Genomic DNA, 22,925 nt, shown 5'->3' on the forward strand with positions numbered 1-22,925 from the left:
GTTAATCCCAGTTGTAATAAGCGAAGCCAAAGCGGTTGTTCTTCATTGATCCAGTTTGAATCAGCCGTTTTGCACGTGTAATTTCATGTTCAATTTGAAAGCGTTCGCGCTGGAGGCGCATATACATCTTGCTGTTGCGGATATAAGTCAGAATCACGTCTGCATTGGATGATTGAACAGATCTGCGCTCATCAAGTGACAGCTGCGGAAAAGTTATTCCGCTGCCCAGATCCGTGATTATTTGTTTAGAAACAGATGTGTCATACCACCATAAATAGCAGTGTTCATCTACTAAATACGCAATGACAGGACGCATGCTTAAATCAAAACCTAAGCTTAATGCAGTAACATTCTCGACATTTAAAACAGTCTGTTCATGCTGATCATGACTGAGTTTAATAAAGCCATCTTCATAGGAACAGGTCCAAAGAATCTGATTCAGACCTGCTGCTGAGTCCTGTAAAGCAATACCACCAAGCTCAAAATCTATAAGAGGGTTATCACGCCACTGTGTTAAAAATTCTGAAATAACAGGTTGTGACGAAAGCGCATTATTCGGGAGCATAGTTTTCCCATGTCAGAGTAAAGCTGTAAGTCAGAATTGTTTCATCATCTTTTGGGATCGGTGGGTCTACTTGCCAGTTGAATCCACAACTATTTTCACCCAAGTAATTAAAAGCACCACCGCACATCAGCCCATACAAATTTGATGAGAAAGACCTATGCATACTTACTATATTTGCTTCTGATGATGAGATAACTTTACTCGCTTTTAAACCATTGTTTAGCTCAGTATGAACTAGACTATTAGTTGTGAATTGAGTGGTTACAGCTCCGGTGGGTGCGGTGGGTATTGAACCACTGCCAATACCGAATGTGGTTGAGGATGCTAGGCTAGCATTTGCTGCGTATCGTACAGCTGAACTGCGCCATGCTGCGCCACCACTTGAATATGAGCTAAATCTAGGTCGTGCTACATAATTGTGAGAACTAATAACAGCTCCCAATTTATCAACTAAATTAAATGAACCAGTTGATTCTTTTGGATATATACGGACTTCTGAAATCACATCTAAGTATTCGTCAGCAAGCACAGTAATCGTTGTTGGATTTCCTGCCGTATCTTTGATCAGTGCTCTGTTCCAAGCGTTGCTATTTCCCCAACCCAGCATGACTTCTGAAATATTTCCTGTTGCAACACCCACGGCAAAACGCCATGTCCGGCGGCCATACCAATAATAAGGCTCAGTGGTGACTTGAATCCCCCCGGTATCTGCAGCGCCCGGTGCAACAGCTGTTGTTGATGCCAAGAAGTTGTCAAGTGCAACTTGTGAAGCATCAGTAGCGCTGTTGCCAGTTCCAATGCAGCAGCGGTCAATCCACGCGCCGCCCGCCATTTTAGCAAGCCCGGTTGTTAAGACTAAATTAAAAAAATCGGGTGTTTCACGAGCGATCTCACCTGTATTAGCTTTGCGTGCAACTAATTTAAATACGGCACATACGCCAACATTTACATTAAAATTCATATTTTTTCTCGAATAACATCATGAATAGAAAGTGAAACGCCAATTGCCTCATCAACGCTGGTTTTGATGCGCGGTTTTGAAATAACGTCATGTACTGATAAAGAAACACTGATGTTTTCTTGCGTACTGAATTTAAGCAACTGACGTGAAACGACATCATGAACTGTCAGCTGCACGCCGATGTTTTCAGTCAGTTCAGTTTTCGGCGGATGAGTAACAATGACATCATGAACTGTCAGCTGCACGCCGATGCTCTCAACCGCTGGTATCTTTACGCTGACTAACTCCGGATCTGGACGCGATGCTGAATCATTTACAGCCAAGCCCGCAGAAACGCTCTCAACAAAATAGAGCGGATATAGCAATGACGTCTTAAACAGCAGCGACACTTTCAGCACATCAATCCGCAAGTAGCCCGGAAAATAATTCTGAATAATGCAGTCCATATCAGCAGGCGCAGTATCTGGAATCACAATCCGAACTTTGTACCGCAGCTGTTCTGTGTTCACTGGAGCATTGCAGGGCGATGTACACTGCATTGGTTTAAACTTCTTAAACTCAAAAAGCTCAACCCCAAAAATCTTTAAGACCTGATCGAAATAAGCGCGATTTAGCACATTGCGCGTACTGCGCACCCATTTCAGAATCTCAATGCGTTCTTCAATTGTTTTGCTAACATTGACCGTGCACTTCAACGGTAAGCCATATTCTGTCTCATACTCAGGCAGCAGTTCAGGCGGAAGCTCTTCCAAAACAGTTAAAAGGCGTTTGCCATCTAAATCCGCTTGAGCCAGCAGTTTTGCATGTGCGTAAACATCAACCGCCAGAGCATCTGTATTTGGTGATGCGTCATAGCCACCCGTAGGCAATAATTGACGCAAAACAGAGGCATAAAGCTGTGTGGTTTCTTCTAAATTCATGTGGCGGCACTCACTGCAACAGTGCCTGCACGCAGCCAATAGGTATGCATCCAATTCACTTCAGGCTGAATATTGGCATTGGGTGTCAGCGTGACATCTTCAACATTTGCCAGCGCCATAATGCGTGAAACCAGTACATTGGCTTGATATTCTTCAACTGGAGCCAGCTCTGCTATATAACTGCGGATCGTGCTTTCAACATCGGTGTAATTCACCCCAGTGCCTTTCACCACTGCAGATAAATCAATAAGCTGCTGAGTCGGTGAATACACCCGGCAATCTGCCCAAAAACCAGCTTCTTCATCTAAAACCAGCTGCGCAGCATCAATTAAGGCTTGAGCTGGCAAGGTTGGCGGACTGCCGACAGCAGTAATGGCTACATCCATGGAACCCAGCTCGCGGCGCTTTTTATAGATATATACTTTGCCCACACCAGCGACAGACTTCATGGCGCGTTCAAGGTCAGATTCACGGTCACGCGCTTGCCCCAGCTGCTTACTTTCCAACATGCGGGCGCGCCATGCTTCAAGCTCTTCTTCATCTGAACCGCCCGCAATAGACACAACTTCAGCAGTACCGCTCAAGCCCGCAATCGGACTGACCCAAAGCAGTGAAGCGCCTGTAAAGTTCCAAGACGCGCCAATCTGATCCGCAGTGACACTAATTTCAGCGGTAATGTTTGGCTGAACGACTGTAGTAGAAACAACGCTCCAGAAGTGGCCTTTGCCATCTGTCAACTTTGCTCCGGCTTCAATCGTAATTTCAGCATTAGATTTTGCTTTGACCGTGCCTGCAGAACGTGTGCCGCCTAGGCGCGGGACTTTGAGTTCTTCAGCGTGAATGTAAAGGTAAGGCTCATCAGCAGTCTGAACAAACAGCTGTCGTTGAATATAAGCTTGGTGATGATAAAGGCCTTCAACCACTGCAGCAGTACCATCAGCACGAATCGACGCATCAGAATCAGCTGTAATTGTCAGACCCGTTTGATTGCGGATCTCTTGAACAATGACCAGATGCAATTTTGAAAAGGAAGGAATTGCATACATTGCTTAGCCTCCAACCGGAACAAAATAAAAAATCTTTTGGCTTTCACCCGTAATTCGGACGGCATTAATGGTTAAATCGACACGGCTTTTTTCTGACTGAGATGCAGCAACAGTGATTGATTCAAAGCGGGATGGTACTAAGTCTTCAAGCGCTTCTTCAGCGTACTGTTTTGCAAGCAAAAGATTGCGAGGCAAGTCTTTACTGCGGTTCAGAGTAAAAAGGCGGCTTCCTAATTTAGGATTCGCCCAGTATTTCCCGCGGTGAATCCCAAGGCGCTGGCATACGCACTGCACATCATCATTGACGAATGCAGCATCTAGGCTCAGCAGTACATAATCTTTGTTTTCTAAATCAATCGTTGCCATGTCTTCACCTACATTGGTTTATCTGGTGTTGAGCTATTGCCATGCTTATGGCTGTTATATGTATCGCGCATGTCCTGCATAGAGCTTGCTTGATCGATGACATCTCCAGTGGCCTGAACTTTGCCATTGACGAACAAATCACCCTCAACATGTGTGCCGTCTTTCTTAAGCCAAACGCTGTGGCCGTATTGGTCATAAATGCAGGTTTCACCCTCATCAACATGAATCACAATGGGTGCGCCATCGGTAGCAATCACAATCGAGCGGGATGTTTTGCCCTGCAGGGGAATTACCACTACACGGCAACCATCTGGTATGTAAGAGCTGAAGCCGACTTGCTGGACTAATTCAGTTTCATCCAAGACTTCGCCAGCAAAGCCCGTCAGCTGCAGCAGTTTTGAACCACCGCGAGCCACTACACCCAAGAATGTCTGACGGACTTGGCCCATGCCGCGGGCAATTTGTCGCTGCATAGAGCCAATCATTTTTGTGCTCCAGTGGTTTTTGCTTTGTCTTTATTGGTTTTTTTACGCTTAGAGGTTTGCTTGACAGGTTCTTTGTGCAGCAATGGCTGCGCCCAGTCGCCTTGACGCTTCATCTTCAGCTTTGTGGTTTTGCCCTCAGCGCGTGAAAGCATGAGCGTGCGGCCGTAAACCGCCCATTTGGCAGTGGCATTGCTTAAAGCATTGGTTTCTAAATTTAAGTACCAGCCGGGTGTCCAGACTTTGCCGTCAATCGTCCAGCCGCTAACTGTTGCATCCAACGAATAGGCTTGCAGATCATTGTCTTTTTTGATTTTTTCTAATGCTGCATCTGCTTCAGCTTTGGTCTCAACATCGCCTAAAGAGATGATTTTGAGGCGGTTAAAGCCATATTGAGTGTTGCTGGTGGCCGTAGACAAAACATGGCTGCCTTTCGTGTCTTGGCCTAAAATTTTGATTTCATTAAAAACACTGCTGACATCATTCACATAAGACAGGTCAAGCACGTTGTTGCTGTTATCTAAAGGCTTGAGCAAACGTAGTGCAGTTTGAACCACATATGGAGCTGCAAAAGGATCACCCACGACCAGCGTGCCGTCTGGTTCAAGCCACACATGCTGGCCCGTAACTGCTGCGGCTTTCGCAATGGCATCCCATAGCGCTTCACCGGGTTCAACAGAGACTTTATTTTTTAACCATGCATTATTTTGAATACGTACATTATGAATTTTTGCGCCTAAGTCACCTGCTAAAACATACTGTGACAGCAGCGCTTCTAAAGTGAGCTGGCGCCCGCTAAATATAGGCACAGAGCAATCAATCAGCTGTCCAGCCAAGTCGCGTCCGCTGATCTCAAGCCCGTAACCGTCACGGCTAACCGCTTCAGCAACCTTGTCGGCAATCGAAGTCAGCACAAGCTCTTTGTTGTAAAAAACTTTGATGTCTTTGGCGCCAGCAATATCATTCGGCAAAGGGTCGCCATCCACCTGAAACAGCTTAAAGCTCCAGTTTTCAGCTGGGGTATCAATCTGACTGTCAATTGAAATCGCATCCCAGCCGCGGATTTGATAGCCGCCAATCTGTAAGATAATTTCATTGCCCTGATTGTCTTTTAGATTATCTTGCATAGACGGTCAGCTCCATGCCAGGGCGCAGTACCGCCGGATTGACCAAATCAGGATTTAAGCGGAGGATTTCGCTTGCACGGCTCATATCTTCATACAGCTGATGCGCCAGCCAATGCAGGGTGCAAGGCACAGTAATCACTGTTTTAGTCACTGGCGGGCGGATTTCAATCAGTTCTTGAATCTGTAAATGCAGCTGATCAGCCGTTTCTTTATAGACTTGAATTTGACTGACAGCTGTTTCATTCAGCTCAGTCGCTATCTGCTCACGCTCAGTATTAATCGCCGCTTGAATCTGCTGGCGGTTGTTCTGGCGGATCACAGCCAAGTCAATAGGCGTCAGGCTGCTTTCTTTATTCTCAGCCAGCTCAGTACGGACGTTTTCAATGACTTTTTGAGTGATGGCAACCGTTGACGCAACTTGTGTGGCACGCCACAGCTGCTGCAGTTGCGGTGAAGATTTGTCATTTTGAAATAGCTTTTCAAAACGCTGCACCCGGTAAACCAAATCACGCCATTTTGACAATGCAGAAATATTGGCATCGAAAGTCACCAGCCCGCTAACGTCATCAACTAAGCCAACAATAAAGTCTGCCGGGGCAAGTACATTTTCAATTGCAGTTTTGGCTAGATTCAGGCCATCACGAAAGGTATTGATGCCATTGCTGACATTATTCACCGCATCAAAAAACTGATTCTGATCCAGCACTTTCAGCTTTTTTAAATACTGTTCTAAAGCAGATGCAGGTTCATCAATAATATCTTCAGTGTAAATTTCATCCAGTACAGCAACTGGAACAAACAGCTCGCGCTTCTTGTCTTTGGCCTGAATGAATTTGATTGAAATGGTGCATGAATCAACATTTTCAGCATTGTGGTCAACTGAATAATCCACCACATTCACTTGCATGATGCCGTAGATCGGGTGGATCAGTTCACCCGCACCGGTTTCTAAAAGCGCAGCTTCAAGAGCATCAACCCAAGTTTTATAGTCATCGCCAGCATAAACTGCATTGATCGAGATATTGCGCGGATTGTTGCCGACGTCTTCAATCTCAGCCTCGTTCGAATATGGGGCTTGTTTTACAGCAAGGGATTTAGACACAGCATCATTCGTCGACGTGCATTCAAACTGCACACCGCGGAAACTTGCATCCTGTAATTCTGTCGCCCAGCCCATAAAAAAAACCTCCATTTGAGGAGGTCATTATTAGAAATTTAAAGCACTTATATCAGGCGGAAAGGCTTCCTTTTATTTTTGCCCGAATGACAATAAATTAAAGCCGTGGCGTTTTTCTTCGGCGGCTGCATGGTTGGAGATATCACTTAACAAGTTGCCTGTACTGAATGGCAAAGGCTTGTTTTGTGCTGTAGTCGATATTAATGTGCTCAATTTATTAGAGATATCTTTTGATAGCTGATTCGCTTCCTGCTGCTTAGCTAAAAGTTCAACACTCTGTTGATTTTGCTGATCAATTGCAAATTGAACTGCATCAAATTTTTTACCATCACCACCAAACATTTTATCGACAGCACTGAATAAATAATTATCGACTGGCTCCATGATTTCTGAAAAACCATATGCTGCGCCAACAAGTCCAGCTGCTTTTAAGCTATTTGCACCTTTTACTTTGGGTTTGCCTTTTGTTTTGGTCAAATCAGGTAAATCATCTGGTGAAGCTCCTTTACCACGACTTAACACAGCACCAGTAACACCAACTGCAGCCACCGCCGCCAATGCTACTGAAGCTTTATATGCAGAGGCAGCTAATTCCTCATGCTTTTGCGCCCAATCAGTAATATTTTCTTTAACTTTTCCTAACGTTTCCGATACTGAATCATAAGCTTTAGACTGAGCAAATAATTTTTCTTGATCTGCGGCTTGATCTTTAGCCCATTCTGTCTGACGAATCATCTCAAGGTCTGAATTAACCGTGCCTGATGCTGAACTAATATTTTTTTCAAGTTTTACGGATTGATCTTTATTATAAACAACAGACATTGCTGCTAATAAAGCTTGACGGTCTGCCAAAAACTGTCCTAACTCACTGCCCATAGCAATATTGCTCATATCCTCAAGTTTTGCTTTACGATCTTCTGGTGTCTTGGCAGCCTTAGCTTCTTTTTGAAGCTCAGTATATTGAGGATTATTTTTTAATTGATGTTCAAGCAGTTTTACAAAAGCCTCAACCCCATATAAGCCCTGTTCACGTTGTTGAATCGAATAAGTTGTCCAGTCAAATTCTTGACCTACTACTTTTCCTTTTTTATTCTTAATCGCTTTAGTTGGCAAACCATCAGTGTTGCCAACTTTATCTGCCAAAGTATCAGCCAATTCACGACTGGATAATTTTTGGAGCAAGTTGACAACATTATTGCCAGCTTCAGAACTATCTGCAGCAGTGCTTTTTGCTACTTGGTTTAGAGTTAATAATTTAACCAAACCAGCATCACCAGAATAACCAAAAGCATTCGCCATCGACATTTGACTAGGTAAGAATTTCGCTAAATCTTTGTATTCAAAACTACCAATTTGACCCGCTCGCATAGCACGATCTTGTGCTAAATCAAGATTTTTGACCCCAAAACCTTTCATAGCAATAGTCATTTTCGCTGCATCTTCGGTGTCAGCACCCGCAGCAAAAGCAGTTTTTGAGGAAGATAGTAAAGCTGCTGAAACGTCAGATTCATTATACTTACCAGATGCCATTAACACGTTTAAGGCGGCTGCAACATCTTCACGCTTCCCGCCACCATTACGTACAGCATTTTTAACAAAACCTTCAAAATTAGCAGTTTTAGCTAAACGTTGCTCAGCTGTTAAGCCTTGTCCACCAGTTGCTGTAGCAGTGATATATGTCATTAATTGGGCATAATCACGTGGCTTTTGTAATGCACCTGATAGGACAGCACTGCCAGCAACAGTTGCACCTACAACTGCGCCAGTACGCTGCAGGGTGCTCATACCGCCAGTTTTCTGAATTTGCTGAATCTGCTTTTCTGCTTGTACAGTTTTACCTAACTCACCGTTTAACGTTGCGACACGCGATTTCATGGCTGCATATGCGCGTTCCATATCTTTAGCTGAAACAACACCTTGGCGCTGTAAAATACTTAGCTGTGCATAACTGTTGTGTGTTTTCTTAATCTCAGCATTAATCTGCTGTTCAGTGCGAATGCCCAGCTTTCGGGCAGTATCGACTGCAAGCGCTTCACGCTTTTGCGCTGTAAATGCTTGACCTTGCTTACGAAGTTCATCACTGAACTTTTTAGCATTATTAATTTGCCCGGCTTGAAGGGGTGCAAGTTTCTGCTGTTCAGTATTTATTTTTTTAACAGCAGTGAGCTGATCCGCAGCTATACGCTTAAGCTCAGCACTGGCTTGCTGTCCTTTTAACTGAAGCGTTAATGAAACTACGGAATTTTTGCTCATCGTTTAGGCCTTTTGTTTAGAGTGCTTGCGCTTGGTTGCTACATAAGTCGTGCCAGTACTGGAACTGCTTTTCGGGGTATTGCTGGCGCGTGATTTTCTTTGACGTTGAGGATGAGTATTGTTTGGCCGCTCATCGGTGAGTATTGCGATTGCAGTATCCATGGGCATCTTTTCAATCGCTTCAAAAGGAATGCCCACAGTTAAAAGAGCGCGGATTAACCGCGCTCCCTTATTTACTCTGCGGCTGCTTCCTTTGCTTTCAGCTCAGCCAGCTTTTCATTCAGATAATCAAGGTTAGAGCGGGATGAATTGCCCAGCATGTCATAGGTGATTTTATGCTCTTTACCATCCGCATCCACCAACTTGGTCATTGCAGCAAGGTCAGTGATACCAATGAACTGACCTGCTTCACTATCGGCCTGCGCCTGCATGTACTCAATTGCAGTCAGCTGGCGCATAACCACTTTTTTGCTCTTAATTTCCGTCTGGCCGTCTAGCGCCTTCAGTGCGACAGGAAGAGTGCCTTCAATTTGAATCATTTAATTATTTCCTTATACATTTTCTTGGATGTAGCTCAATGCAAAGCCTTCAAGGTTTCGGCGTGTTTCACCCGAAACATCATAAGAATCACTGATGGTTTGCACATTAAAATCTGTGTATGTTTCACGGAAATTGCCTGACTCAGATTCAATGCTGATGCGAGCATCCGCAACTTCAAGCCAATCTACTTCATCCTTGCCATCAGGAATTACCACAGCAACAGTAATGGCATAGGTGCGAATGCCTTTTGCTGTGTGCTTGACTTCACCTGTGCGGTTCATAGTGGCCACAGGGCGGCGGCCTGTCGTTTTGGTTGATGTAAAAGATGCACAGTCATAGTCATCACCGTTTACACCTAAAATAATAAAGCCAACTGATTCTTCAGCCATTTGTATAGCCTCAAATTAATGTTGGCCTATTTTTTCTGAATTTATATTGTGATATCAGGCGGAAGGACTTCCATTTAATTAAAAAAAAAGCCCACCGAAGTGAGCTTTTTTTATTTGACCAATTTAGGCCTCAATTTCATTGACGGATAATTCACTTGATGAATAATTTTCCACGGGTTTAATCTCATCCGAAAGGGTCTCAGCCATTTTTAATGCCTGATCTTGATCTTCCGCTTCAATTTCAGTGGTTAATGCAATGTGATGTAAAATTTGAACTCGAAATTTTTTCAATTTAATGATCCTTAATACACGTTTAAAGTCGTGGCAATTACATGCATGCCTCGCACCCAATAGCTTGGTATATCAGCATTAGCACGGGCTTTATCGTCACTGTCTTGAGTCACAGTCAGCTGATCTGCTGTCGCAGTGACATTTTCCAAAATTTCCGCTTTTTCAAGCTTAATGGCTTCAGCCATAAATACACTGCGAAGATTGCGGCGTGCAGCACCTGTATTTTTGCGGCGGCGTTCTTTTGAAGCAGCTGTACGCATCACAAGACGCACGTAGTCAATAGTAAGCGCACCATTGATGTCGAGCATGATGTCATCCGCCATGCCTGAATCAGGGTTTTTGCGGAATGTCGAAATCGCACGCACAATTTCAGGCGTACCGTCTGCACCTGTTTGAATAATGCACACGCCAGCCCGCATGGCAGCCTCTTGACGCTCAAAGGTCAGTTTGTATTTATCTTCAACAGCACCTACGCCTTCAAGATTCACACCATTAAATGGCAATGCAGGGTCACTGGAGTCCGCCAAAGCTGCCGCCATGGCTGCACTGATTTCAGCTTCTTGACCTGATGCCCCGTGATAACACACAGCAACGACACGGTAGCTGGTTTCCACAGGGGCTTGTGCTGCAAATGTTGTTGCCGCTTCAATATCTGAAAATGGAACAACTAAAATTGCAGGACGCTGTTCAATCGCATCACTGACAAAATTTAGATGATCAATCCATGCTTCGGTTTCATCGCCAATAGCAGGCGTTTTATCAACGGCAAGAATGGTATGACCCAATGGGGCAATAATTTCTGTAGTGTTATCCACATCTGGCACAGGCGCCTGCGGATCTGTTGTATTCATTGCCAAGGTAATGGCTTGAACATCAACAAGGCGATTGGTTTTCACCGCAGCTTTAATCATGCGGCCAACAATACTGTCAGTGCCGATTTTTTCAATTGCATCAGACTCATCATAAATCGCTACGGGTTGATCCATGACTTTGTCATCAGCAGTGATAAACAATACTTTATGCGTATTCGCAGGCAAGCCTGTACGCTGGGTATTGATGTTGACATCGGTATACATACCGGGTGTACGAATGCCTGCTTGAATAGACATAAAATTATTCCTTCAGTTCAACCAGATCAGACTCTATAAAGCCGTAATCTTTAGGGTCAAAATGGTAATTAATATTGATACGTTCTAACCATGCCTCTTCTTCAGCTTCCTCACGGATGCGGTCTGAAGCGGTGATGGTATAAGAGGTGCTAAATTCTTGCGCCAATACACTTAAAGACTGGCCGCGGGTGGAGGTATTAAAAATAGTTTTGACTCGGCCCAGCTCAAAAGGCGCTAAGCCTTTAACGCCTTGGCTGGATAAATCATTGCCAGTGAGCAGCTGTTGCACATGATGCAGCATTTGGAAAGTACCGATATCTGCGCCAGCACCATGGCGCTGAGACTCCTCATTACGCACTGAGTCTGCACCAACCAACACCACAAAAGTGATAGGCATTTTGGTTTTATTGACGCCGGTTTTTTCAGGCGTTTTACTGCCGTCAAAGGTCACCCAAATTGCTGGAAAGTGGCGAATAATTGCATCGATACCATCATCAAACTCACCACCATAGGTGTAAATTTCGCGAATCCAAGGCCACTTTTTTTCCTGAATTTGCTGTGCCATTACATCTTTAATGGCTTGCTCAATGATGGATAAATTCAGCATTACCAGCCTCCATTTCCAAAATCACGACGTCCTACAGCAAACTGCACATTATTGGACGAGGTCTGCACTGGCTTCGACTCTCCAGCTGGAGAACCGCCTAACGTCAGTTCACCTTTGGAAATTTTAGTTAAAGTTTTAATCGATGATTCAAAACGGTTTTTAATCGGATCGTTATCAGACAGATCACCAGTGACTGAGTAATAACGTGCCAAGTTGCAACCAATATTCACTAAAAATGGAGGGATAACCTGCAACGGCAGTGGGTAGCGGCTACCCACATAAGCATCAATCTCGCTGTTGGCTTCCTGCATAGCTGAATCCAGTTTCTCCATATTGATTACACCCTGATAGGGCTTTTCAGTATCGGTCAGCCGAATCAGCAGGGTTTCACCAAACTTACGCTTCATAGCTTCTACCGTTGCGTACATTCCTTATGCTCCAGTTGAACCGACAGCCATTTGCCACAAGCCATAGCCAGCTGCACCGCGTGCTTCAGCGCCAAACTTAAACTTCTTGCGCATAAATACAGCATCGCTTGAAGTATCAGTCTGCTGCACAAACACAGGCTTTTTACGCGGCTGAAAGATGATAGGCTTCACAGCTTTACTGGCATCGAGCAAATGCCATTCGCTATCCGTTTTAAGCCAGCCCACTGCAAGTACTTTGGCTGTGCCTTTGTACGGGTTGGGTTTGCCATCTTCCAAACGGTCAACAGTCATTAGCGCATTCGCGGTATCTTCAAGCGCAAACGGCACAACCAAGACGCTTGGAGTCAAGTTAAGCGGACGGCCTTCATTGTCTTTCACACTGCGCAGCATAGTGCGGGCAGTACCATAGCTGGCTTTTACTTCAGCCAAAGTGTCAATTTTTAATGGCACATTTAAACGGTTAGACACCAATTTTTTGGTTTTGCCTTCACCGACTTCATGGTTGGTGGCGTAGAAGGTTTTCCCGTCATAGCACTCCTCATCAAAGCCGCCAGTAAGGGCTGCAAAGACTAAATCATCCGCCCATTGTTTTGATGATTCGCCAGCCATTTGAGCTTGAGGCTTGTAGATGCCAAGGTTGTCATCTTCAATATCGTTGCGGTCAATTTCAACCGTTGCTTCAAAGTCATCGTTGACGATGGTGTAAGCATGACCTTTAAGCTGATTAACAACTTTATCACCCAACCATTTGCGCAGTTTGGGGAACTTTTCAATCCACGCATAAGTATTGGATGAACCATTACTTGGCACTTCCATTGCAACGTTCGACCACTGACTAGGCGCTGCTTCAAACGCGCCGTCAAAGACTTTTTTAATACTGGTTGCAAGGGTATTAATTACATGCTGCGCATTTTTTTCATTAAAAATCATTATTCAATCTCCACCCATACAAATTCAGGGTATTGCACATCAAAGCCCATAAAATGACCCGCTACTGAAAGCGTATTTGTCCCATCTGTTTTCGCAATGGTTTGGTTGTCTTCCATATAAACCACTGCACCCAAATCTGCCTGAGTCACAGGATCTGTTGTTGAGTTACGCACCAAAAACTGTTGTTTGCGACGAACACACGCCACAACATCACCATCTGCACCGGTGTTTTCAGCAGAGTGATCCCAAATACCGAGGCAGTTTTGATCAGCGCCACCTACATCTTCTGAAGCGATGGCATAGCCGCTAGCATCAACTGCCGCAAAAGTCCCTTGCAGAACCAAAGCCATTGAAGCTAAAGCCACCGGCATTAATGTCCCGCAACGCATTTCAGTAATGATTGCTTGTTCTGTTTTAGCCATGGTTAATTTCCTCAAAACCCAAATTGAGCGTCAATTGATGCTTGAACATCATCTACAGCTGGAGGTGTTTTAGCTTGACCACCCCTTAAATCGATTTGTTCGGTCTGTTGCGAGGTGAGTGCTGCAATTTTTGGTAAAGCTTCAAGCTGCGCCTTTACAAAATCAGGGTTGGTTTTAGCCTGATCCTTGTACCAACCAATAGTTGCTTCGCCAGTCAAGCGGCCGTCACCGCAAGCAGCAACAATTAGGTCGTCAATTTCTTTGGATTTAGCCGCTGCATCAGCATTACCAGCTTTTTGAACCGCCTCTTGGTAAACCGCCATCGGCACATATTGGGCTGGATCAACAGCATTTGAGCTGTTGGCTGCAATTTTCAGCTGATCAATAGCATTCAAGGCGTCATAAAGGGTTTGACTATTGGCTGCCACAGCAACACCTGTTTTTTCTTTAATCTGCGTTTTAAGCTTATCCAGCTCAGCAGTAATTTCTTCTGCGGTTGCTGACAGAGGCAGATTCAACATCCAACGCAGCTGTTCTAATAACTCTTCCATTGTGGAATCCTGTTGTGGTAAATCTTGGGAAAAAAGTTCCTGAGCCGCAGCAGCAAGTTTTGCTTCAGGCAGCTGGTCTAATGCAGGGGTATTGGTCAAGGCAACATTGATTAAAGCCGTAATGTCGCCCGTCTTGGTGTACAAAAAGACTGGGGAAATATATTTATATTCTTGGGCTTCTATATGCGTTTTTGCTTTATCGAGCCACTCAAAGTCAGTACTACATAATCCAACTCCTTCAACATAAGTAAACCCCGCTGATTTCAGCCAGCCCGCAGCAGGTGCAGGTTCACCCGTGGTTTTTGATTTTAAAGTGGCGTGCTCATAATCAATGACCATGTCAATTTTGCGCTGATTCAAAGCCGCAGCCATTTGATGGCCACGCTCTGGGGTAAGTTCCCAGTGGGGCGCATCATAAGGACGTCCATCAATCTCACTACGAAAAACACCTTCAGGTATCAATACAAAGTGATCTGATAAATTTGATAAGTCGAATGAGCACGAAGCTGCGAGAAGATTATTTTTCATGCAGTCAGATTAAAACCAACTGCATAAAAAGATCAGGCGGAAAGGCTTCCGATTATTTTTTTATTATTTAAAAGCTTGCTGTAGAAAATAACTTGCAGTGTATTCAACGGCATCCTCAGCTTCAGGCTGTAAAAAGCCTTGGCTGTCCATGGGTAAATATGGACGGGGTTTAATTTCAACTTTTCTATTGCGACCCGCAAAACCACCCCACTGGTGAATGGCTGCATAGTCTTTACTTTGTCCAGATCCAGCACCTACCGTTGCAGATGTCTGATCATGGTCACCTTGAACACTGTCGCGTAATCCACCCGGAGAGCGCTGTAATATGCCTTGCGGAGTAATACCTTGCTTGCGGTAAATTTCTAGCGTCACTGGTGAAAGTCCAGCCCATGCCGGGCGGCCATTGGCATGAAAGTTCTGTAAAGTCTGACTGACTAAAACACGCTCCAAACTGGCTGCTAGTGGTGTTGTATCACTCATGTGTGCCGCAGCATCAAGCAACGTCTGACGTACATTTTCATCAGCAATCTGCATAAAGCTCATACTTGCACCTGCATAATTATTAAACTAAAATCATTGTATAAAGTGCGTTTTTGTCGAAGTAGGCTACTGGAAGCCAGCCGTTCGCGGTATACGCGGGTTCGAATCCCGAACAGACAGAAACGCATTTTTTATTTCTTGCTGACCAAAAACTCATAGTCTTTACTGTTCTTCAGATTAATTTCCTGCTCAACCACAATCGTCCGAATCAAATTGCCTACAATTTTCTGTTTATTGCCAGCTTCATCTTTACCTTTGATGCTCTGGTTGAGCTGCAGCACCAATTTGTAAACCACGCCTTCAACCTCAATATCAAACACCAGCAGTGCCGCGTTATGCCGTACATCCCAGTACAGGTCATGCTTGCCGCTCAAATGACTGACGATATTTTCAAACCATGCTGGGTCATGCAGTTTGCGTTCTTTGGCTATATGACTAATGGTGCCTTTGTCATGCACGGTGATTGCCGCACTTGCCAATTCAACCCGCTTTTTCTTCTTCAGTGTTTCCAAAAAGAAGGCATCAATTACACCTACGTTGTGCATTTCACCTTTAGGCTTAAGCGGATCTACACTCTGAATCCATGCTTTGACGTCTTCATTCAGCTGCTGAACAACCTCATTATTTTGCAGCGTTTTACCAACCAACTTGGATGCAATAGACGGTTCAGCAGAAACAGCTTTATCCAGCAGTTTTTGGGTAACTAAAGTACTTGGAGAACCCGTCCAGCCTGCATCTGTAGAGAACACAGGCAAGTCTGGAAATTCAATCCGCGCAATTTGAGCAACACCGCCATGACTAACATCAACGTCATACAGTTTGAGGTAACCATCACTGCTGCGGACTTTGATGTTTTGATTTTTGATGTCAATTTCCATCATCTCATAAGAGGTGCAACGGCACTTGTAGCCATTCTTTGGCTTGATATATTGCCAAGCCGGGTCAGACTTGCGCATAACAACACCATGTAATGCACGGTGAGTTGCTCTTGTAAAATTATCGATAATTGCACTGTAGCCAACGTATGGGAAAAGCGGATTGTCGTCCCACATCACAGACTGCCGCCCGGCTTCATAAGCCTGCGCCATATTGGTCTGGTAGATGGTTTTTAAACGGTATGGATTGCCCAGCTGAACTTCACGCTGACCATCTTCAGTTAATTTTTCCTGTTTTCCCCACCAGCCGCGCTGCTTCATTTTGGGTTCAATTTCTTGAGACCAGCGTTTTAAATCCCAGCCATTTTTTTGCGCATCCAGCAATGACTGGCGCACATCTTCCAGCAGATCTAGCCGAGTCATGTGCGCAACCACAAAAGCCTGATTGTGTGCATTGCCTTGCACTTGCCACCAGTCTTCTGAGGGCATGACTTTTTTCTGCTGAAGATATTCAATGGCTTTACGTGGGGGCTGACCAAATACAGCCTGCATAGTCGGCTGATCCATTATTCATCCTCAGACGCAGCTTTACGGCTTTCATGAGCAGATAATTTGCCCAGCACATTACTGGCAAAAATCATCTGCTCTAGATCATCCTGCAAAGCATCTAAATCTTTATCTGGAGACATCTCTGCAAGCATGGCTAGAGCTGCATCAAGGTCTTTCCCTTGACTCAGTTGAGCAATCAAATCAGGTAAAAATCTTTCAGACTGTGACTGCAAATGATCATTGCTGAGGCTGTGCTGCATTTGCTGATCCAGCAATGCCTGCCCGCGAATTGCTGCAGCCTCTGCGGGGTGCATCGCAGTTGGTGCATTTTGGTTCAGTGCAGCTAAATTCATCACTGGATAACCTGCATACTGAAAACTGTTTGCTGCCACTTGAGCAGGCTGCACACGGGCAAGAATCGCCTCTTGATCATCTGCAGGCATTGGAATGCCTGCACGTTCATGCGCCCATGTCAGTGGAATCCTCATGCCCGTATCGACCATTTCACCTAAAGACTTACTGAAGCTTTCTAGGTCTTCGGTATCAGAAGTATCAAACCAGAACTTTGGGTAACGGTCAGGTGTGATATTCGGATAATTAATCTGCATCATTGCAGAGACTAGACTGTCATTGATTGACCGTGCCAACTGCTTAGAGTCTGATTTAACAATGACTTCAAATTGATTTTCATGGGTTTTACTTTGCGCATTGGTGCTTGTTTTGCCATCTGCTTGTGACAGCAATGTACCGCCGACAATAATTTTAGATTGGGTTTGCTCACACCATTTCACCAAATTCATATGATTATTGGTGTCGCCATCGGTGGCATCATTAAAATCTATCGACATCCCTTGGGGAATAATGCCGCCCGCGTTACGGCCAATACTCATGACTGCACGCATCAAAGTCATTTTTTCTTCAGCCGTTGCACCAGCGGGATATTTGCCTAGTTTGGATGGCAGACCATAAGTTTCCAGAAACTCCATGATGTCGCGCACACCATAGTTTTTAAACAAAAACGGCCACGCCAATACGCGGAATAAACCGGAACGGGATACGTATCCAGATTTGGCTTTATGCCGATGAATAAACCAGCCGAAAGGCCAAAATTCAGCACCTTGCAGTGAGCCATCATTCAGGCGCAATTCATTTGGCTGCTCATGCGGGGTCATGATCAGGCGCGGCTGAATATGCTGAAAGCTCTCCGGCAGCCACAAATTTCCAAGCTGATGCCATTTAATTTCCTGAGCACTATAGCCATGACCCACAGCATCCATCGCTTCAAATAAGAACATTTCAAAGTCTTCAATGTCATCCAGCCATTCATAGACTTCTTCAGCAATTTTCTTTTCCTGCTCACTGGCGTTCTTTGGTGACTTTACCCCCCAAGGCAAGCCATTCACAGCCTGCTTACGCTTGGTCATCTCAGAAAAAATATGTCCGTCACGCTCTTCCATGTCGCAAAACAAATCTGCTTGGGCCTGCAGGTTGCCTTGCTCGGCATCGGTCAGTAGCCGATGCATACGCATTGGCGTCATGCCCACAACGGGATGTTCCTGCCATTGGTTGGACAGCCAAGCGACTTCTGCGGTTTGTGACGTTTCAAGTGCGGTGCGGTCTTGTTTTTTTGAAGAGCGGTCTTTTTTAGCCATGGCGGATGCAAATATAGAAAGTGGATTCTGCATCACAATAGGCAATTTAATGCCGATGAATCAGGCGGAAGAACTTCCATTTATTTTTATATTTTTTGAAAGCGCATAAAAGGCGTTTTAAGCGCTTTGGGCTTCTGCATGGGTCATTTATGCAGAAACTTGATTAAACCGCTAAAAACGCTTTTATAAAGATTTATAAATCTATAAATCACCTTGCTCAATAGTTCATGATGATTAATTCCTGTTTTACGCTCCGGCTGGCCGTAGAATTGCCCACGGTATATTTAATTTCAGCGGTATCAATATTCAAACCATCAAAGGTATTCCGCATGTCTGGATGGTCATTAATCGAGAGCATCACTTTACTTTTGCAAGTCTTCATCAGCTCTGCCATTTTTTCATACTGATCCAAACCAAAATCCACACCATAGCCAGCGAGTTTCCAATAAGGCGGATCCGCATACATGAAACTATGAGGACGGTCATATTTCATTAAACACGCATCCCAGCTCAAATGCTCAACTGTCACACCAGACAGCCTTAAGTGGGCTTCACTGAGCTGTTCTTCTATGCGTAGTAAATTGACTGGACGTGCTGTTGTTGCCGTTCCAAAATTCTGCCCGAAGCATTTAGCACCAAAAGCTGTGTGCTGCAGATAATAGAACCGAGCCGCACGCTGGATATCTGTCATCAAATCTGTATTGGCATTTTTGAGCCAATCAAACATTTGGCGGCTCACCAGTGCCCATTTAAATTGCCGTACAAATTCTTCTAAATGATGCTGCACGACTCGATATAAATTGACCAGTTCACCATTTAGGTCGTTAATGACTTCAACTTTAGACTGCTGGTCACGCATAAAAAATAGCGCTGCGCCGCCAGCAAATAATTCTACATAACATTCATGTTCTGGCATTTTTTTAGCCAGCTGCGACACCAGTCGACGCTTACCACCCATCCAAGGAACAATTGGTTTGGTTTTCACGATTTCACCTACTGCAAAAGCATTTCATTTTTTGATAGCCTGCAGTTACTCTGATCAGGGTAACGAGGCTTTGCCTGCGGTAGTGCTATACCAAAGGAGGCGAATCTTGCTCTAACAAGGTTCGTCGCCTCGTTTTATTATTCTTATTTAGAGTCATCGAATAAGTCGGAAAGTCTTCCAATATTTTTAAAGGTTATTAAATGCAATCGTATTTATATTTCTTATCAAGCAAAGCCGACTTGCATCTACTGTTAACTTTTAGAGCAAAGGAATTAACTCATGCTGAAAAAATTGACATTGTTCTGGAAGTTGAACGTCAATTAATGTCCTCAGAACATGCTGATAAGCATATTCATCTATTATGGAGAGGTGGATTTGCTGGTGATGGATTTACAATATGGTCTGAAACTGATTCTGAAAAAAGTCTTTCTCCAGAAGCAGTATCGGCTTTATTCAAAAATGCCGAATTAGTCTGTATAGATTTGCCGGAATATTTAGAAGAGAGAATGAATACAGAAGCCCAATTTATTGTATTTGCTGAAGCAGACTATGTAGACTTCATGTTAGAAAATCACAGTATTTAAAACTTTATAAAAAGATGGAAATGAGCCTATGAATAAGCCTAAATTTCAATATTGGTTTTTTATAATTTTTACTGTTGTGTACTTCTTAATATTAAACAGATATTTTGGAATTACCGTAGATAAAATTAAAGCTTTAGAAGCAAATGCACTAGGAGATTTCTTAGCCGGAACGTTTTCCCCCTTAGCTTTTTTATTCTTAATTTTAGGGTACCTGCAAAATAACAAAAATTTATCGCAAAATACTGAAGCAATTTCTCAACAAGCTATAGCTTTGAAACAACAAGCCGTATCTTTACAACAACAGGCTAAATCATTAGAAACACAGATTGCAGAGTTAAAAATTTCAAATGAAGCCTACCAACGCCAAGTTGATGAAATGGAGAAGTCTGTAGAAGCACAGCAAAATATGTTCCTATTGGCGGAAAAACAATATTTAGAATCTATTGACGAGAAAACTCAAAGTTCTATTCCACAATTAAGGCTTACTGGATCGAAATACAACCTAATTACCCATTATAATAACGACTATGAACATAGATTTGACCTAACTTTGAAAGTTCATAACCTATCCATAAAAAATCTAAAACTAAAAAGCAATTCGTGGAATATTACAAAAAGTGGTGGCGCTTACGATAATTCATCAGACTATGAAATACATTCTATCGATCCTAATTCATCTATTACTTTAATGTTTTACGTTAAAACTAACATTGTACCATTCACTAATAGCTATCTTGATTTAGATTATTATGATGAAAAAAATAATAAGTATATAAAACGTTACCAAATCATTAAAACATCAGATGAAGTTGTACTTCTTAAAGAGTGTATTTAGACCTACTAAATACACCCAGCTTCACTAAACCATCCATCATAATCATCATGATTCGCCTCCAGCTCACTGGCAGATGGAAGCGGGATAAATTCAATAGGACTGGACAGGTGCAGGCTGGCAAACCAACCCAGAATCATCGCAACAGCACCATCTCCATGGCGGTATAACTCAGGGTCTTTAATATCTTTGGTGCGTGCTTTGGTGACCATGTGAATGCCGTCTACCTCTTCAATCGCAGAGCAGTCATTCTTCAGGTTTTCATCACGCGGCAAATCAATCATATCTTCTTCAAAAGCCGTGACCAGCTTAGGTGTCCAAAGTCCATACCATGCACGGGTTAGTTTGATTTGATGTACCATATGCTCACCATATCTTTCCGCTGTATTTTCAGCGATGGTTTCACCAGAGCCAGTAGCATCCATGGCAATACCGCCAAAGCGTGGCAGCCGATCCAGCATGTACCACAGAATTTTTTGCTGTAACCGAGATGGCACTTTATGCATCTCAATGGCAAATGGTGCAATGCGGCGCAAGTCTTGGGCAATATAAAACGGCAAAATAAAACTGAAGTCGCGGTGACGCGCATAGTCTTGCCCAGCACAGTGCTGTTTGCGCTTATCCAGCTTTTGTAATTCAGGCTCTAAATAGCGCTGAATCCAGTCATCTATATATGCATCGCGCTCATCTGGTGTCAGTTCGGTAAAATCATCACCCAAAGTTAAGCGTAGGATTGTCCGCACTTCAGGCATGGCACGTTCAACCCACAGCGCAGGCAAGCACACGGATGATCCATCACGCGGAATGGCATCCAGCTCTTCACGCATGGCCGCTTTACGGCTGCCGTATGCTTTGCGGATTTTGGTGTACCATTTTTTCTTACCGTCAAGCGTGGCTTCTTTGCCTTGCATAAAGCACACGCGCTCATACAAGCCATTAGCAACGGCATCATCAAAAGTCACCACATGAACTTTGGCATCTTCACCAAACACACCATTCTCAATATCTTTGACGAATTGGTTGAAAGGATTGTTTTTACCGTTATGTGAGCTAATTACAGAGATGCGGCCACCCCAAATTAAAAGCGCAGTTGCCGCTTCCATCACGCCTTGAACATTGGGATGGAATGCTGCTTCATCAATTACCACCTTACCTTGCAGACCGCGGATGTTTTCAGGACGGCTAGATAAAGCAACAATTTGAAAGCCGCTGGAATAACGCACACGATAGGCTGTGATCTGGCGCGTTTCACCTTTTTCGTTTTGATCTTCAAAAAGGAACTCCTCAATCTGAGAAATACCTTGGCCTTGCGCCTCAGCAATTACACGTGAAAACTTGGCACAGTAGCCAATAAACTCAAGGCCTTTTTCTTTGGTATCGCCAATGTAATAAACGCTCATGCCGCCAGCTTCTTTGCTGGCAGCCGCTGTAAATACTGCATCAAAACTTTCAGCAAAAGTAATACCGGTTCGACGCCCTTTAGGGCAGGCCTTAATATCAGTCTTAATCTTCAGCCATTCAACTTGGTGTTTCATCAAAACACCTTCTTCAAATGGGTTTAGATTATCAGGCAGATTGCGGGCACGTTCTGGAAGTTCATCCCAGTCGATAATCCGAACGGTATCTTGCCGAGGTTTTGGTGCAGTCATTATTTAATACCCAATACTTTTTCACGCCAGAATTGAATTTGCTCTTCACCCATACCTTGAGAAATAGCTGCTTTTTTCAGGTTTTCATCCTGTTCTTTGAGCAATTCCTCACGGGCTTGACGCCGGATTTCATCACGATTTTCCATGGCTTTGGATTTGGTCATGATGGCCGCACGCGCTGCACGAGCAAGTGCGCCGACATCATCAATGCCCATTTTCGGCTTGTCTGGATCTTCACCATCATTGGTCAATTCATCCAGTGCGCGTCTGGTCACTACCGCCTGAACTGCTTGAGCCAGCAACATGCCGCCTTTGTCATCAGGGTCTTCGCCAAACTCCTTAACCAAAACTTCTGATGCAGCAGCAATTTCACGGAACTCCTTGGCTTCAGCTGCAAAGTTCTTTTTTTCACGGCCAAGTGCAGAACGGCTGGGAATGCAATCAACTGGAAACTCAGCACGGATTTCATCCATCATTTCATTCAGGGTGAAACGGTCTTCTTCCATCATTCGATAGATGAATTGACGCTGTTCATCAGTCAGTTTGCGCATAAAGGATTTGGACATA

The 22,925-nt window shown here is 44.1% G+C and carries 26 protein-coding genes and 1 pseudogene; 2 read left to right on the plus strand and 25 right to left on the minus strand.

Annotation, left to right across the window (positions count from 1 at the left end):
• Position 1 precedes the first annotated feature (1 nt).
• The 23 genes and pseudogenes from AZH43_RS09330 to AZH43_RS09430 form a co-directional block, all read right to left on the minus strand.
• Positions 2-565, minus strand: coding sequence for a hypothetical protein (locus tag AZH43_RS09330; protein WP_067668976.1), 564 nt, complete (start codon positions 563-565; stop codon positions 2-4).
• Positions 552-1,526, minus strand: a complete 975-nt coding sequence (locus AZH43_RS09335) for a hypothetical protein (RefSeq protein ID WP_067668978.1) — start codon at positions 1,524-1,526, stop codon at positions 552-554. Before AZH43_RS09335 ends, AZH43_RS09330 begins: the two co-directional genes overlap by 14 nt.
• A gap of 395 nt (positions 1,527-1,921) precedes the next feature.
• Positions 1,922-2,446, minus strand: a pseudogene (locus AZH43_RS18550) (hypothetical protein); the annotation flags it as partial.
• Positions 2,443-3,492: a baseplate J/gp47 family protein gene (locus AZH43_RS09345; protein WP_067668982.1), complete on the minus strand. Its 1,050-nt coding sequence runs from the start codon at positions 3,490-3,492 to the stop codon at positions 2,443-2,445. The pseudogene AZH43_RS18550 and the gene AZH43_RS09345, both read right to left, overlap by 4 nt.
• A gap of 3 nt (positions 3,493-3,495) precedes the next feature.
• Positions 3,496-3,858, minus strand: coding sequence for a phage GP46 family protein (locus AZH43_RS09350; protein WP_067668984.1), 363 nt, complete (start codon positions 3,856-3,858; stop codon positions 3,496-3,498).
• A gap of 8 nt (positions 3,859-3,866) precedes the next feature.
• On the minus strand, positions 3,867-4,343 hold the full coding sequence (locus tag AZH43_RS09355; protein WP_067668986.1) for a phage baseplate assembly protein domain-containing protein: 477 nt from the start codon (positions 4,341-4,343) through the stop codon (positions 3,867-3,869).
• Complete coding sequence (locus AZH43_RS09360) at positions 4,340-5,467, minus strand: phage baseplate assembly protein (protein ID WP_067668988.1); 1,128 nt, start codon at positions 5,465-5,467, stop codon at positions 4,340-4,342. The genes AZH43_RS09355 and AZH43_RS09360 overlap by 4 nt, the downstream gene beginning before the upstream one ends.
• Positions 5,457-6,644 (minus strand): DNA circularization protein, encoded by a 1,188-nt coding sequence (locus AZH43_RS09365; protein WP_067668990.1) that lies wholly within the window; start codon positions 6,642-6,644, stop codon positions 5,457-5,459. The genes AZH43_RS09360 and AZH43_RS09365 overlap by 11 nt, the downstream gene beginning before the upstream one ends.
• A 72-nt stretch (positions 6,645-6,716) precedes the next feature.
• Positions 6,717-8,897: a phage tail tape measure protein gene (locus AZH43_RS09370; RefSeq protein WP_067668992.1), complete on the minus strand. Its 2,181-nt coding sequence runs from the start codon at positions 8,895-8,897 to the stop codon at positions 6,717-6,719.
• 3 nt (positions 8,898-8,900) lie between these two features.
• The gene (locus AZH43_RS18555; protein WP_161485912.1) at positions 8,901-9,059 is read right to left on the minus strand and encodes a hypothetical protein; all 159 of its coding nucleotides are present in this window, start codon (positions 9,057-9,059) and stop codon (positions 8,901-8,903) included.
• A 71-nt stretch (positions 9,060-9,130) separates the two neighbouring features.
• Positions 9,131-9,436 (minus strand): hypothetical protein, encoded by a 306-nt coding sequence (locus AZH43_RS09375; RefSeq protein ID WP_067668995.1) that lies wholly within the window; start codon positions 9,434-9,436, stop codon positions 9,131-9,133.
• Positions 9,437-9,448: 12 nt separating this feature from the next.
• The gene (locus AZH43_RS09380) at positions 9,449-9,826 is read right to left on the minus strand and encodes a hypothetical protein (protein WP_067668997.1); all 378 of its coding nucleotides are present in this window, start codon (positions 9,824-9,826) and stop codon (positions 9,449-9,451) included.
• A gap of 123 nt (positions 9,827-9,949) precedes the next feature.
• Positions 9,950-10,117: a hypothetical protein gene (locus AZH43_RS18560; RefSeq protein WP_161485913.1), complete on the minus strand. Its 168-nt coding sequence runs from the start codon at positions 10,115-10,117 to the stop codon at positions 9,950-9,952.
• Between the two features lie 11 nt (positions 10,118-10,128).
• The gene (locus AZH43_RS09385) at positions 10,129-10,968 is read right to left on the minus strand and encodes a phage tail protein (RefSeq protein WP_067669149.1); all 840 of its coding nucleotides are present in this window, start codon (positions 10,966-10,968) and stop codon (positions 10,129-10,131) included.
• A 262-nt stretch (positions 10,969-11,230) separates the two neighbouring features.
• On the minus strand, positions 11,231-11,833 hold the full coding sequence (locus tag AZH43_RS09390; RefSeq protein ID WP_067668999.1) for a phage protein Gp37: 603 nt from the start codon (positions 11,831-11,833) through the stop codon (positions 11,231-11,233).
• Positions 11,833-12,261 carry a gp436 family protein gene (locus tag AZH43_RS09395; protein WP_067669001.1) on the minus strand — a complete coding sequence of 143 codons (429 nt, stop codon included), beginning with the start codon at positions 12,259-12,261 and terminating at the stop codon, positions 11,833-11,835. The genes AZH43_RS09390 and AZH43_RS09395 overlap by 1 nt, the downstream gene beginning before the upstream one ends.
• A 3-nt stretch (positions 12,262-12,264) precedes the next feature.
• Positions 12,265-13,191, minus strand: a complete 927-nt coding sequence (locus AZH43_RS09400) for a Mu-like prophage major head subunit gpT family protein (protein ID WP_067669003.1) — start codon at positions 13,189-13,191, stop codon at positions 12,265-12,267.
• Complete coding sequence (locus AZH43_RS09405) at positions 13,191-13,613, minus strand: hypothetical protein (protein WP_067669005.1); 423 nt, start codon at positions 13,611-13,613, stop codon at positions 13,191-13,193. The genes AZH43_RS09400 and AZH43_RS09405 overlap by 1 nt, the downstream gene beginning before the upstream one ends.
• An 11-nt stretch (positions 13,614-13,624) precedes the next feature.
• Positions 13,625-14,692, minus strand: coding sequence for a phage protease (locus AZH43_RS09410; RefSeq protein WP_067669007.1), 1,068 nt, complete (start codon positions 14,690-14,692; stop codon positions 13,625-13,627).
• 63 nt (positions 14,693-14,755) lie between these two features.
• Complete coding sequence (locus AZH43_RS09415) at positions 14,756-15,235, minus strand: phage virion morphogenesis protein (RefSeq protein ID WP_067669009.1); 480 nt, start codon at positions 15,233-15,235, stop codon at positions 14,756-14,758.
• Positions 15,236-15,363: 128 nt separating this feature from the next.
• Complete coding sequence (locus AZH43_RS09420; RefSeq protein ID WP_067669011.1) at positions 15,364-16,674, minus strand: phage head morphogenesis protein; 1,311 nt, start codon at positions 16,672-16,674, stop codon at positions 15,364-15,366.
• A complete protein-coding gene (locus AZH43_RS09425; protein WP_067669012.1) occupies positions 16,674-18,308 on the minus strand; it encodes a DUF935 domain-containing protein in 1,635 nt (544 codons plus the stop codon). Before AZH43_RS09425 ends, AZH43_RS09420 begins: the two co-directional genes overlap by 1 nt.
• Positions 18,309-18,525: 217 nt before the next feature.
• A complete protein-coding gene (locus tag AZH43_RS09430) occupies positions 18,526-19,293 on the minus strand; it encodes a DNA adenine methylase (protein WP_067669014.1) in 768 nt (255 codons plus the stop codon).
• A gap of 200 nt (positions 19,294-19,493) precedes the next feature.
• Between AZH43_RS09430 and AZH43_RS09435 the strand changes: the two genes are divergently transcribed.
• Entirely contained in the window at positions 19,494-19,877 is a 384-nt protein-coding gene (locus AZH43_RS09435; protein WP_067669015.1) for a hypothetical protein, read from the plus strand.
• A 28-nt stretch (positions 19,878-19,905) separates the two neighbouring features.
• Positions 19,906-20,712 (plus strand): hypothetical protein, encoded by an 807-nt coding sequence (locus AZH43_RS09440; RefSeq protein WP_067669017.1) that lies wholly within the window; start codon positions 19,906-19,908, stop codon positions 20,710-20,712.
• Positions 20,713-20,717: 5 nt separating this feature from the next.
• Here AZH43_RS09440 and AZH43_RS09445 read toward each other — a convergent pair whose 3' ends face one another.
• Positions 20,718-22,358 carry a hypothetical protein gene (locus tag AZH43_RS09445; protein WP_067669019.1) on the minus strand — a complete coding sequence of 547 codons (1,641 nt, stop codon included), beginning with the start codon at positions 22,356-22,358 and terminating at the stop codon, positions 20,718-20,720.
• Entirely contained in the window at positions 22,358-22,924 is a 567-nt protein-coding gene (locus AZH43_RS09450) for a phage protein Gp27 family protein (RefSeq protein WP_067669020.1), read from the minus strand. Before AZH43_RS09450 ends, AZH43_RS09445 begins: the two co-directional genes overlap by 1 nt.
• Position 22,925 lies beyond the last annotated feature (1 nt).

This window comes from Acinetobacter pragensis (assembly GCF_001605895.1).
GTDB lineage: Bacteria > Pseudomonadota > Gammaproteobacteria > Pseudomonadales > Moraxellaceae > Acinetobacter > Acinetobacter pragensis.